General features: G+C 34.9%; 16 protein-coding genes. 9 read left to right on the top strand and 7 right to left on the bottom strand.

All coding sequences use genetic code 11. From position 1 onward, the window contains the following. The first annotated feature begins 62 nt into the window (after window positions 1-62). The 5 genes from ACU5DF_RS10620 to ACU5DF_RS10600 all read left to right on the top strand — a co-directional run bounded on the left by ACU5DF_RS10620 (window position 63) and on the right by ACU5DF_RS10600 (window position 5,210). Complete coding sequence (locus tag ACU5DF_RS10620; RefSeq protein ID WP_045102252.1) at window positions 63-1,079, top strand: J domain-containing protein; 1,017 nt, start codon at window positions 63-65, stop codon at window positions 1,077-1,079. Window positions 1,080-1,202: 123 nt separating this feature from the next. Further along, a complete protein-coding gene (locus tag ACU5DF_RS10615) occupies window positions 1,203-1,367 on the top strand; it encodes a hypothetical protein (protein ID WP_099047727.1) in 165 nt (54 codons plus the stop codon). Window positions 1,368-1,737: 370 nt separating this feature from the next. Next, entirely contained in the window at window positions 1,738-2,400 is a 663-nt protein-coding gene (locus ACU5DF_RS10610) for a TapB family protein (protein WP_446712818.1), read from the top strand. A 104-nt stretch (window positions 2,401-2,504) separates the two neighbouring features. Beyond that, the gene (locus ACU5DF_RS10605; RefSeq protein ID WP_446712817.1) at window positions 2,505-3,302 is read left to right on the top strand and encodes a hypothetical protein; all 798 of its coding nucleotides are present in this window, start codon (window positions 2,505-2,507) and stop codon (window positions 3,300-3,302) included. Between the two features lie 948 nt (window positions 3,303-4,250). After that, window positions 4,251-5,210, top strand: a complete 960-nt coding sequence (locus ACU5DF_RS10600) for a Tle-like phospholipase domain-containing protein (protein WP_446712816.1) — start codon at window positions 4,251-4,253, stop codon at window positions 5,208-5,210. A 227-nt stretch (window positions 5,211-5,437) separates the two neighbouring features. Here ACU5DF_RS10600 and ACU5DF_RS10595 read toward each other — a convergent pair whose 3' ends face one another. Continuing rightward, a complete protein-coding gene (locus ACU5DF_RS10595) occupies window positions 5,438-6,187 on the bottom strand; it encodes a DUF2971 domain-containing protein (RefSeq protein ID WP_446712815.1) in 750 nt (249 codons plus the stop codon). Window positions 6,188-6,220: 33 nt separating this feature from the next. Beyond that, window positions 6,221-6,508, bottom strand: a complete 288-nt coding sequence (locus tag ACU5DF_RS10590) for a MarR family transcriptional regulator (protein WP_446712814.1) — start codon at window positions 6,506-6,508, stop codon at window positions 6,221-6,223. Window positions 6,509-6,637: 129 nt separating this feature from the next. Here ACU5DF_RS10590 and ACU5DF_RS10585 point away from each other — a divergent pair, with 129 nt between their 5' ends. The 3 genes from ACU5DF_RS10585 to ACU5DF_RS10575 all read left to right on the top strand — a co-directional run bounded on the left by ACU5DF_RS10585 (window position 6,638) and on the right by ACU5DF_RS10575 (window position 7,747). Beyond that, window positions 6,638-7,015, top strand: a complete 378-nt coding sequence (locus ACU5DF_RS10585) for a DUF7168 domain-containing protein (protein ID WP_446712813.1) — start codon at window positions 6,638-6,640, stop codon at window positions 7,013-7,015. Next, on the top strand, window positions 7,003-7,386 hold the full coding sequence (locus ACU5DF_RS10580; RefSeq protein ID WP_061036785.1) for a hypothetical protein: 384 nt from the start codon (window positions 7,003-7,005) through the stop codon (window positions 7,384-7,386). The genes ACU5DF_RS10585 and ACU5DF_RS10580 overlap by 13 nt, the downstream gene beginning before the upstream one ends. A gap of 76 nt (window positions 7,387-7,462) precedes the next feature. Continuing rightward, the gene (locus ACU5DF_RS10575; protein ID WP_446712812.1) at window positions 7,463-7,747 is read left to right on the top strand and encodes a helix-turn-helix transcriptional regulator; all 285 of its coding nucleotides are present in this window, start codon (window positions 7,463-7,465) and stop codon (window positions 7,745-7,747) included. Between the two features lie 63 nt (window positions 7,748-7,810). Here ACU5DF_RS10575 and ACU5DF_RS10570 read toward each other — a convergent pair whose 3' ends face one another. The 5 genes from ACU5DF_RS10570 to ACU5DF_RS10550 all read right to left on the bottom strand — a co-directional run bounded on the left by ACU5DF_RS10570 (window position 7,811) and on the right by ACU5DF_RS10550 (window position 12,204). Next, window positions 7,811-8,224 (bottom strand): P-loop NTPase family protein, encoded by a 414-nt coding sequence (locus ACU5DF_RS10570; RefSeq protein ID WP_446712811.1) that lies wholly within the window; start codon window positions 8,222-8,224, stop codon window positions 7,811-7,813. A 289-nt stretch (window positions 8,225-8,513) separates the two neighbouring features. Continuing rightward, window positions 8,514-9,056 carry a hypothetical protein gene (locus ACU5DF_RS10565; RefSeq protein WP_446712810.1) on the bottom strand — a complete coding sequence of 181 codons (543 nt, stop codon included), beginning with the start codon at window positions 9,054-9,056 and terminating at the stop codon, window positions 8,514-8,516. A gap of 3 nt (window positions 9,057-9,059) precedes the next feature. Then, complete coding sequence (locus ACU5DF_RS10560; protein WP_446712809.1) at window positions 9,060-10,691, bottom strand: PHP domain-containing protein; 1,632 nt, start codon at window positions 10,689-10,691, stop codon at window positions 9,060-9,062. A 190-nt stretch (window positions 10,692-10,881) separates the two neighbouring features. Further along, the gene (locus ACU5DF_RS10555; protein WP_446712808.1) at window positions 10,882-12,036 is read right to left on the bottom strand and encodes a tyrosine-type recombinase/integrase; all 1,155 of its coding nucleotides are present in this window, start codon (window positions 12,034-12,036) and stop codon (window positions 10,882-10,884) included. Window positions 12,037-12,045: 9 nt separating this feature from the next. Continuing rightward, entirely contained in the window at window positions 12,046-12,204 is a 159-nt protein-coding gene (locus ACU5DF_RS10550; RefSeq protein ID WP_122032974.1) for an Arc family DNA-binding protein, read from the bottom strand. A gap of 111 nt (window positions 12,205-12,315) precedes the next feature. Here ACU5DF_RS10550 and ACU5DF_RS10545 point away from each other — a divergent pair, with 111 nt between their 5' ends. Beyond that, window positions 12,316-12,738, top strand: a complete 423-nt coding sequence (locus tag ACU5DF_RS10545) for an Arc family DNA-binding protein (protein ID WP_023603441.1) — start codon at window positions 12,316-12,318, stop codon at window positions 12,736-12,738. The last annotated feature ends 70 nt before the right edge of the window (window positions 12,739-12,808 follow it).

The following is a 12,808-nucleotide window of genomic DNA, read 5'->3' as shown; positions in this document are numbered from 1 at the left end:
TTCCCATCTTCAACTCGCTACACTAATGCCGCCTTTTTAACTTGTGACCATTTTTAGCTACTATGTCTCGATTTTTAATTATTTTCATTATGTTGTTTTCTTTCTCTGTTTATGCTGATCCTTTAGAAGATAAAGCTGAACTGGGGGATGCGCGTGCGCAGCTCAAACTTGCTATGGAGTATGAATCTGGCACTAATCGTCCGATTAATATTGATCATGCAATTCAATGGTATAAACAAGCTGCAATACAGGACAATACCACCGCTCAGTTTAACCTTGGTCAAATTTTCAAAAATGGCTATGGTGTTGCCCAAGACAGCAAACAAGCCATTTATTGGTTTACCCGCGCAGCCACTCAAAATCATCCGCCTTCTCAATTCTACTTAGGTGAGATTTACGAGTACGGATTATCTGGAAAAGTTGACTTATATAATGCTTCACTATGGTATCAAATCGCCTCGCATAACGGCCACGGTGAAGCGATGCTTGGTTATAATCGAGTATTAAAATCGTTAGCCGAACAACAATTAGAGCAAGAGACTAAAAAAGAGATCGAAACAAAAGTTGAAGTCACTCAACCAGAACTTATTAAGCCAGAAGCTGAACCGAAAACGATCATTATTAAACAGATACAAAAACCTGCAGTTCTAATTACTTTTGGTACTTACCTGCTTATCGCTATCATGTTTGTAATCTTAATATTTCTTTTATTACGATTAAAAAAGACCATTAAACATAATAAAGAAGAAGTATCGACGTCCCCTAATACCAACTTTGCTAAATCACTACAAAGTGAAAAACTAAAACACCTACAAGAAAATAATGATAAATTAAAAAGTCGTATTGATGCTCAAGAAGTAACAATTAAGCGACTAAATATTGAACTAGATACATCCAGAAAGTCATCCTCGTCACACTTTACTCCTTATCAATTGCTCGGTGTAACTACGAGAAATAGCGGCTCTGAACTTAAAAAGCAATATCGTAAGCTTGCTCAGCTTCATCACCCTGATCACGGGACAGACGGTGTGATGTTAGCCGAAATTAATAAAGCTTATAATGCAATTAAGAAACAGTAGCCCCAAAAATCAGAGAATACCTTTACAAATTAGGCTTTGCCGATATAATGCCACCACTTCGAATGTTACAGAAATGTAACTCGAACTGTGTGGAATTGAAAAATAAGAAAGTAGAGAAGTATTATGTTTAATTTAGAAGGTCATTGTGACTGGTGCAGAAAACCTGCAATGGTTCTACAACATAAATATTGTGATGGCGCGAAATACTACGCGTGCTCAGGTTGCAACGATTACGCAAAAATAGATATTAGAGAATATAATTTAGCAGAATTGCAACAAGCCAATTAAAAGTAACACCAGTAATAGAGGCTCAATTATAACTGGTATCGAAATAAAAGCTCAACCTGTAGAATCAAGTCGGCGAAAGGTCACTAACCTCTTCGCCTTCTTACTTTCTACTACTCTCCTCTTAGACCCCCAAAGAATATTCGACCTACTCACACGTCTTGTAAAGCTGGTATATTCATCAAACTCTTTCTTCTCCTCAGCATACCGTTTAAACAGTAATCTCATCGACTTTTAGCTCTATCTTTGAGATAAAAAATCCCGAATATTGCTAGTAACGATACTCTTACAAATATTTTTATAGGATTACTTATAACTTAATGGTATATTTTATATAAAATAAATAGATTTATAATATACATGAGTGCTAAAAATGAAAATAAGAGCAATACCATTTTTTATATTGGCTTTTTCCGTTAGTGGCTGCAACAGTAATACTGATGAAAACATAAATAAAGAAAATGCCTCTATATGTTTTAATAAGACGCTATATGAAGTAGGGACAACGTATTCTGTCACTTATAAAGACCAGGATAATAACATTGAAAATTCTACTGTTAATAGAATAGAGGAAACTGAATACAGGGGCCAATCAGCCCAAATCCAATCTAATGGAGAAGGTGAGCGCTATTTTTCAGTCGATACCTATAATAAACAATTTACTCTTTTAGGTGGTCGTGATGATGATAATGAATTCTATTATATACCTGGTCTTATAACTAAGTTTGACGTAAATAGTGGCGATATTCAGGAAGAAACAGTAACCATGATATCGAAAGGCTTGGTGAGTGATTTCGAATCGGTACAGAATATAACATCTGAATATAAAGGTTTTGAAACAATTACTGTGCCAGCAGGTACTTATAAGTCATGTAAGTTTGAGACAAATTATACATATACACAACCAGATGGCTTGACAAATACATTAAGCACTGTCATTTGGTATGGTGAAAATAATGGGCTTCCTATTCAGTTTACTTCTAAAAATGAAACAAAGAAACTTATTCAAGCAGAGATAAATGGCTCTAACATTTAGTTCATGTTTAATATCATTTACTGCACTCAGCATGAACAGTTTATCGAGTGTACTTTAGTTTAAAAGATCAAATTTAAGAACGATTATATAGAAAAGGCTTGTAGATGAAAAAAGTGCTAATTATTATTTCTATTATATTAATAATAATTTCATTCTATTTTAATCAACCTGATCATACTTCATATAATCGTTCTAAATTAGAGCTTCCCCTATGTGAAATAACAAAGCCAACAGTTATTACTCGTATTTCATATATTGTTGACTCTTCTCTCAGAGAGTCATACAAGAAAGAATTAGCGCAAAAGCAAGTTGAGTTCTCAAATACTATTCTAGTAAATTCATGTTTAGCTTTACGTAGACAATTAGTTTCATTTAAATATATCGATTTAGAATTGTCTGGTAGCGAATATTTTGATGAGCTTCATAATCAAGCAAGTATGGCTATTGGGAATGATGTATTAAAACCTTTGAGAGAAAACCCTTTGGACTTCTATGTTTTGGTTGTCCCTAGCGATCATTTAGTTTTTGAAGATGGAACCATTGGGGCTACTGATTGGGAGCTAAGTGACAGTTATATCTTGTTAGCGGATGATGCAGCTCCTGATACTTTAGAGCACGAGTTTGGGCATTTAATGTGGGCTAACCACTCTGAAACCTGGTTGTTTTCACTTCGCCAAGGAGAATTAGAACGCTCTACTCGACCTGAAAATAGATATCTAATCAAACCATATGCTCGTGCTTATAAGTGTTCAAATGCAGGGACAGTAATGAGTTACGAAAAGATTAGGTTGCCAATATATTCTGATCCAACAATTCATTATCGTTCAGAGCCCTGCGGTAATAAGCTTCATGCCGATAATCGTAGAAGAGTTCAGGAATATATCAACAATCTCAGGAAGTAACTTCACGTAATGAATGGATTTTATGCAAATTTATGTATCAAGGAAAAATAATATGACTAAAACTAACAAGTTACTTTTGATTTTCTCGCTATCAATGATATTGATGGGAGCTTCCAAGATCGTTGCTTATCATTTCAAATATGGCTTAGTAAACATAGTATATGCTGTATATGTATTCGCTGGACTATCCTTTTGCGTCATGCTGTATCTAAAGCTTGAAAATGGCCAACTGGTTATTGTTCATCTTTTTCTTATTGCAGGTTGTAGTCATATATAATCCAGGCTATCGATATGACTTAACTACAGGACTAGCTTTTAAATTTACATATTGGACTAGCTCAATAGATACCCCAGTGAATGAACGATTTGGCTTTGCATTCAATTTTCTATCTATTTTTTTAATGGGACTATCCGTTGCGGGGCTAGATCGTACTAAAGAGTCAAAAAGTCCCAACAATGATAAAGTCAATGACAACAATTAATAGCTTCCAATAAACAATTTATTGCTGGTGATTCTCTATAGACTAATAGACAAGATGAACCAGCAAGTATCATCACTCAACAAATAGAAATATTCACAAACCAAGCTCTCTGCTAACTTTCATCTCTGATAATTAATGTATTGCTATTAATTGGACACACTTATGCCGCAGGATAACGCACCAAGTTTCTTCTTTTTTGGTTGTGGTATCAACGCTTCAACTTACTGATTTATATTTAAAATAAGTAACCTTGGCATAATGTAAGACGCAATAAGGACGCTTTTATTATAAATAAATACTCTACGGAACATTAAACCCAAATATTATTCCATACTTTCTCTCATATCTCTCGCCTCTGTAACGTTCATACTCAATATTTTTCATATTAATAAATCAAATTTGCTATTGTCTGCTACATTTATCTTGGAAAAAGGTAATCTGAACTAACTTTAGGAGCTGGATAGCCATGAACTTAAAACAACTTTTATTCATAATTCTCAGTCTAGTATTAGTAACAGGCTGCATATCTAACAGAGACGAGGGCTTTGTTTGGTGTAATGCTAGATACCTAGACTTAACTAATGAAAATTATCAGAAAGATGGTTCGATTAACCCACAAAAAGACAAAAGTTTACGTTTAGCAAAAGAAGGATATCTTTATGCCGTTGCTGGATCGGTCGTATTACAGAAACCAGGAGAAGATGAAGATAGACATTTCAATCTCCCTCCCTATATGGTTGAAGTAATAAACTTACAAGTAAAGGAAAATGATGATAAAACTGGATTTCAGGCCTCTACTTTTGAAATATACACAGATGATTCGTTAACTACCTTAGAAGAAGTTGTAATTTCATTTCGTGGAAGCGATGAATGGAATGACTGGGCGCATAACTTAAAGATTATGAGGCTACAATTTAATTCCAGTGAAAACTATATAAATAAAGTCATTACATATTACGGTAATAAACTAAATGACAAAAAATTAGTTGCTGTTGGTTTTTCTTTAGGCGGTGGGCTTGCAATGAAAGCAATAAGAGTAAACCCTCGTGTAGATGAAGTTTGGGCATTCAACACAAGTCCGGTAGATGGTGAAGGATTCAGTGTAGAGGAAAATCAATACACTCTTTCTGTTAAAGGAGAAATCCTTAGTCTCATTAGATGGTTCCCTGCTGGTCCAGATACACTGGGTTCATTAGATGAACACCATTATGCTGATTACGATTTAATTCATTCAAATCCAATTAGTGCTCATGCTCGTTGGGGTTTAACACGACAACTTCTCATATTGGCAGATATGGTATATTTTGAAGAATCAGGTCGAAAGAACATTTCCTCTCCTCCATTAAAAATACTTAAAGGTTCACCAACACCTAGAGGCTGTAAAGATAAACAAATGACATTTCTTAAAAAACATGACCGAATATAATTGACTATAAAAAAGAATAATCACTTCTACAGCATTTGTTATAAAGCGCCTTACATCCATAAGCGTTTTATAAATTTGGTTAACTCACACATATTAAATAACGTTACGCATCACGTTAAGCCAAAATTAAGTAATCGGCGTGCCTATTGGTCACCTGTTGGTGGTGACCATAGAGCCCGAAAAATTTTTATTCCCCGGGATGTAGCCCCGTAGGTTGAGATTTAGGTTCAAGAAGTACCTAATAGATTATGCTCTTTAATTTCAAGAGCCAATTCAAATCTTTTTGGATTGGCTTGATATACCTTTACATTTTTCCACTGCGGGAGATCTAATAATGATAATATCGTTGCTTTGTCTTGCTTCGATATTCGCATTCCAAAAATAATACACTCTAAGCCTTCAGGTGAAAAATTAAATACTCCGTTCTCTTCAGCAATTAGCCTAACCTCATTTTCATAAATCCAATGTTCATGTTTTTTCCCAAAAAGAGCGCTCAAAGTATCTTGATGTAAGGAACAAACAATATCAAACCTCCCCGATTCATCATGATAATCGTCATTAAGCAATTTCTTATATACGTCAGAAAACACATGTTCTTTCTCAGAGATATATTCCATATTTATAGTGTCAACAAGCATCTCATCTTCAATGTGATTTGAAAAGTTATCTCTAAAACCAAAACAAATACCTGTATGTGATTCTGCGTAATGAGACCACATTAGTAGACTATCATTATCTTTACTTAGACAATAAATACCATGCTTATTCTGGGCATCTTTTAAGTTTTCCTCATCAAAATAATTCGCTGATGTAGTATCATAAATTCCCATTTTTATTAGAGATTTAATGTAATCACCTGGAAGTAATTGTGAGTCAAATGGGTCATTAAAGTATTTAGATAATGAAAAGTATATTTCTCTATTTATCAAAATGTTTAATGTGTTTTTGTCAATTGCACGATACTTATATAGAGTCATATTTAAACCATTCAGCATATATTAAACAGCATACTATGCTAACTGGTAACTATACTCAACCCCACCCGTTAACTGCTGCATACAACTACGAGTTAAATAATATTTCTCCACCAGCCTCTTCAACAACGAACTTGCCCAGCTTGATGACAAACCACATCTATCCGCAATCTGTGACGGCGTCACCTCTTCACCCTCTTTAATCGAATGCAGAACAATTAACTGTGTCTTGCTCAATTTAAGCAGTCCAACTTGGTGTGGAACTGAACGTGCGCATTTCAATAAATTTTCTGAAATATGCTCATTTTTGGCTAAATTTGCCATGATTTTACTACCCTCTGTAATTAACAATGAGAATTGAACTTTCGATTTGATTTTAATGATCTTTTAAACGATCTCTTAAGCAACTAGATCAGCACTAAGACAGTGGTGACAGCAATTATTTAGCCATTGATGGTAGGTATTCAGGGCTTCTTTCTTCTTCATTATGTGCTTTTTCGTCAATTGAAACTGGCTCGTAAAGCGTTCTTGGCTACTGTCCACCCTCTTACCTCTAAGCAGAATAAAACAAAGCGAGCTGATTGTTATTGTGACGGCTGGGTAAATTCTGTTGTAAGTAACTTAGATGTTGAAGAGTTACCACCAGAAGAGAAAGAACGCATAACCAACTATCGTAAACACATTGGTTCATACAGTGATAAAAAGGCTAAATCAAGACAGCGCAAAGGCGGCTCTATCTCTGATTACCTTACAGGCTCTCATGATGGTAAGAGCGTTCGCGTAAACACGCCAATACATGGTTCAGAAGGTGAAAGACTATGCCTTCAATAGACAAAATCAAAGAACAAAACCGTAAACGCGCTCAAAAGTTACGTAATAACAAAAAGAAACACGGTGTGATTGATCTTCGCGTTCCTTTGCACTCTGTTGAGCAAAACAAGTTAAGCAAAATTTGTGAGTTCTTCGCCTTTCCTGATAAAGCGTATAGCAGTGAAGAAGCTCTCCAATCGTTAATTCATCGGGTTTATTCCGAGATACCAAAGATTGAAGATGATCTTGGTACGTGTGAAATGTGTGGTGAGCAATTGCCGCAAGGTTGCGCCAAGTTGAAAGAAGGCGGTCTTTTTAAAGGCGATAGCAACTGTTTCCATACTATTAATCGTGTACGAATATTTGAACCAAGCAAGGAGGCTTCACAATGAGCTTAGCAATTTATGGCATTGGCTGTTTGATTTTTTATGTGTGTTATTCATTCTCAACAAAGAATAAGGGTTAATTATGGAAAATAACTATCCTACAAGTATGGCTTTTTCGTATTCAGTAAAGCCTTTACCATCGGCAGCTCCAAGCAAAGAGATTGAAGAAGAACTTGGTGCTGATTATCCTAAATCATCAAAGCAGTTAATTTGCCATGATGAGGTTTTAGATATGTTTTGCCTTACCAGTAAAGCAACTGTGTATATGTGGCGCAAGAACCGAGGCTTTCCACCGCCAGTGACAAGAATGCCGCTTAGATGGTTACGCTCTGCTGTTGAAGAGTGGAAATTGAAGATTGGGCATTGATTGATTAGTATTTACTAAATAGAAGTAGGCACTACTTTAATATAAAATAGTGCCTATATTCTATTAGATTCTGTACTTCTTACGCCTTGAAGTGAAAGCAGGTATGGTTCCTTCAAGTACTTCAACTATCTGATCATTAATTTCTTGAGACTCAATACCACCAGAAGAGAAAGAAAATTTATTCCCATTTTCTTTCTCTAGCATAACTTTGATGACTTGTTCTGAATCTGAAACAACAGCTAAATTTGGATTATGTGTTACCATTATGATTTGTCTATGTTTTTTAGCTTCACGGATATACGGAACAAGCACAGTAGCAACGCTATTATTGTCTAAATTATCTTCAGGTTGATCAATTATTAGTGGTATGTCTTCTTTATCAAGTACTAGATAGAATACTAATAACAGAGCTCCTTTTTCACCTGGCGATAACTGCTCTAAGCTTTTTCCATTTTGCTGCAAATCATAATAAGGCATTAAAAACCTCAAACTAAACAACATATCGTAAAGTTCTTTTCTAGATTTAACCACGTCCACTATATTGGTAATCGTGTTATTTTTACCTTGTCGTATATCACTTTCTAAACTTTCTATAAATTTATCTAAGAAATTAGAGATGCTATCAGGATCATTCCAATCTGTTGTTAAAATTAGTTCTTCATTTAATAATATAGAACCTTCTTCTGCCCCATAAAATGTACCAGTACGATTTTGCTTAATATGGGATAAAATTTGTCCTGCTATATCTACCTCTGGATAAAAAGAACTAACAAATATTTAGACCAGACACATCTGATACGTTTAGCTTATTATCTATTTCTAGTTTTACTTCATCATAAAAATCTTTTATTTCTGATTTTATTGTAAATATCTTCCGTGATTTAAGAATTCTATCTTTACGCAATTGAGTTAATTCGATTAATAAGTCATCAGTTATATACCGGATCATTTCATTAATATAAGATAGTGTTCCAGATTGGGTCGACTCACCAATAATTGATTTTTTACCACTTTCCCAACGGGCTAAAGCTACTAAATATTGCTGATACTCACGTTGCTCTCCGGTGAACAAATCTTGTATCTTACTTATTTCAAACTTACATCTTTCAATTTTTGAGCTTAAAGTAAGTTCATCAATATTAATGGTTTTGAAATCATCCTGAATGGTTAATTGTTCTGTGTTACTTTTTTGAGTGTTTACAATATTACTTATAAGATTATCTATAACATGGTCATTAAACTCAACGGAAACTAACTCATTGAAATTTAACCCTAAACTTTCATAATTCAATTTACCAAAATCAATCATTTCTTAAATTTCAGAAATTTTCTGACTTAAGCGATTCTTAAATCCAGTTAATTCGTATATATGATTAGAAGTGAGGCTTGCACTCTCTGTAAGGTCAAAATGATTTTTATTCAGCTCTAATAGTTCAGTTTCTAAACGTTGTAGTTTCTCTTTTTTTTCTTGGGTCTCTGCTTCTTGAATTAATACCGAAGGGTCTTTTACCTCTCTAGGCTTAGTTTCTAAATGTACTCGTAATTCTTCTTCCTTAATTTCCTTTTGATTACGCAATATTTGAAGATTATCAGGGTGTAATTTATCCTCTAAAGATATTATCTTTTCATTAATAGAAGATATATCTTCTGTTAATCCTCCTAATGAAGAGTGCGTAGCATTTTTTCTCAGTTCAATAAGTTGACTGAATGAACCTTTTCCCATTCTTTTATGTTCAGGAACATATTGAAATACAACTTTTTCAATTTCTTCCCGAAATGCCTCAACTTTCCCTATTTCATTACAAACTTTTTCAAAATAACTTTGAGGTAAGTAGCGAACTAATGGAGGTTGTGTAGGATCAACCGTATGAGATAGTTGACGATCTAACAATGTACGACCACTTTCAAAAGTTAGAGTTGCACTAAAACGCTCAGCTAAGCCTCGCTTTTTAAATTTATTTTTATGTAGGAATAAAAAATCATCAGAATGTTCACTATCAGCACACATCGCAATAATATCTGAGACCGCACTTTTTCCATTACCTTTATGGCCGATGATAGTTATCAACTCTTTATTGAGAGGAATATTTATATTATCAAACCATTTATTATTAGAGTCACTTGCGCCAGTTCTAGTAATCGATAATGAACTTAAATATTTTGTCTTGTTTGCCTTAACCCTTGTTAAAACAGAAGGTTCTATTCCAATATAAAATCGACTTTCTGGTTCATTCAATGCATATCTTAATCCATCAAAATTTGTGGAACCTTTTATCCACATATTCTGTTTAAATTTATATTTTTTAATATGATGATTATCAGAACAGATGATCATTGGAATAACTTTCTCTATATGAGGAAATACAAATTTACGGTAACCATCTTGATCGGACTCTTTTCCGAGCTCATAAATATCTATAGCATGTGCTATGTTGGTTTTTTGAGCTGCATTATGAGGTAAAGAATGTGAAATATTTTCAACTGAACCACTTTTTCCACCAGCATGAATTGTAGTAATACCACCAAGTTCTTTAACTAAAGATATCGTTTCATCAAGTTTACAATAAATAGTATTTTCTTTAACACCTTCAGATTCAATTTTATGAAGGTCTGTCTTATGCTGTAACTGCCCCCAGATATGCTTTAAATCAGCACTTTCTGAAAATATTCCGATAAAGTGTATAGGATCTTTTCCACGAGCATCTGACAAAAACTCAATCCCAGGCAAAACAGTGATCCCTTCAGGTTTACCTAATTCCTGTAATTCAACTATTCTTTCAATATCAATAATATGATGATCTGTAATTGCAACAACCGAGATTGATTTAGCTTTCAGCTCTTCAATAATCTCTTTGTTAGTAACTGTTTTATCTTTATAATCATATGACGATGGAGTATGAAAATGTAAATCCCATAAATTCCATTCGGAACCTTTATTCGACATTAAATACAAACCTTAAATAAATTAGAAAAATTTAATTACTATAGTGCTCAGTATGGAGCACCGTTAACTTAAACATTATTCTATATAAATAAATAAGATTTCGCATTCGATTTGAATACATAATGTCGACTAGATCTTTTAAAGCTCATCATTTATTGTAATAGATTCGTTTTCTACATTATTTTAGCAACTAAAAATTAATTAATTTATCCCCATAACACTCATAAGCCTTTAACTGTTCATCTAACCAATCATGCTTATTGTATACGGATAAAACTCCACCTAATTCATGGCCTAGCATCTTCTCCACCAGATGAGGCATAACACCAAGCTCTGAAGCACCTGTTGATAACGAGCGTCTGAAGTCATGCGTTCGCCAATACTCAAGCTTTAAAGTTGCGCGTAAACGACGAATGTATTTGTTCGCGGCGGATATGGTTATCGGTGTATTCAAATCAAAGCCAGGGAACAACACATCATCATAGGTTGCCATTACTCGCTCTAATATTGATCTCACTTTAGTTGGTATTGGTCGACGGATCGGTTTACCTGTTTTACTTAGCTCTTTGGGTACGGTCCAAACCCCTCTTTCCATATCAAAATGGCTTCTTCTTGCTAATCGCAGTTCTGAAAGTCGATTACCCCATAACATAGTCAGCTGGTGTAGAGTCTTATTGGCAGTACTTGCTTGCGTTCGTTCAATGGCTACCCAAATTTCTCTGAGTTCGTCCCACGTTGGTACTCTTGTTCCTACTTCTGATGGCGTTCCTACATGGCGCTGATGTAATCGCTCGAAGTTTGTATTATCGATTAAGAACTTATGTTTGCAGTAATTTAGGCAAGCTCGCATCTTGGCAAAGGTTGAATTGGCCATTTTTGGGTTCTTCTCTGCAATTTTATCTAACCACACCATCCACTCTCGCGCTGTTATGGTTTCTACATTCATTTCAGGGAACGCATCATAGAAGTAGTTTTTAGCTACAGACACATACAGCTCAATTGTTCCTTTCTTTAAATGCTTTACATGATTATCAAACCAATAATCTAAACACTGATTTAAGGTTACAAATTCTGTCTCACCTGTTAGCGCTATTTCTGGGTTTCTGCCCTGCTCTCTTAACTCGATCATCTCATGGTGAATGCGTCGCGCTTCTTTAATGCTGATGTTTGGGTAACGCCCGATTCTAATTCTTAGGTTTTTCTTATTGAATCGGCATCGATACTGAAAGGTTATCTTTCCTTTTGGGGTTATACGCGCCACTAAGCCTTCACCATCACTGAGTTCTGGCGTTCCTGCGTAGTTTTGCTTATGAATGGCTTTCAATTGCTTGTCTAAAATCGCCATGTTCTTGCCCTAAATTGATTGCTTGGTGAGTGACTGCGTTAGTCGATAGATGATTTCAGCATTCAATGAGCGTTGTGATTCTGCTGCTTTTCCTTTTAGCTCTGCTTTTAAGTCATCCGATAATCTTAATCCGTATGGATTCGGTCTTTTTGCTGTTTTTTGATTCATTGCTCCACCCTAATCTTTAATTTGATTTCAAATGGTATCCATTTGGCTACCATTGAATTATGGTAGCAATTGGCTACCATTGTCAAATTGTTCTATAAATTGGGTTAAATCATGACGGCAAGACCACCACAGATTAATGTTCGTGTCCCTACTGAACTTAAAGATCAAATTCATAAAGCTGCTGAACTTAATGGCCGCTCGGTTAATTCTGAGATTGTGAACCGCTTAGAGCAGAGTTTGATCCTGCATAGCGAGCCTGAAAGGTTAATTACTGCACAGCAAGCAAAGTTAATGGCTTTGCAGGCACAGCAACATTTATTTGAAAATTTAAAAATTCGTTCGTTTACCGCTATTAATGATGCAATAAAGCTTGGTAAACTAAACACTGTGATTGATATCTCATATCTTGAAATAGAAGATGAAACAGACCAAGCAGTCTATGCTTTAGTACAACCATTACGCCAATTGCTGATTGAGCTGGGCTATGTGGTTAGTGAATTAAATTCGGACAGTATTTTCGTTGAATTTAAGTGATTTTTTGGACGCACTGAAAGTCAAAATTGGACACCGATTTGGACGAAAGTGCGAATATTAAGCGCTATTT

This window comes from Aliivibrio wodanis (assembly GCF_052920805.1).
This window is presented reverse-complemented; position numbering and strand designations above follow the sequence as displayed.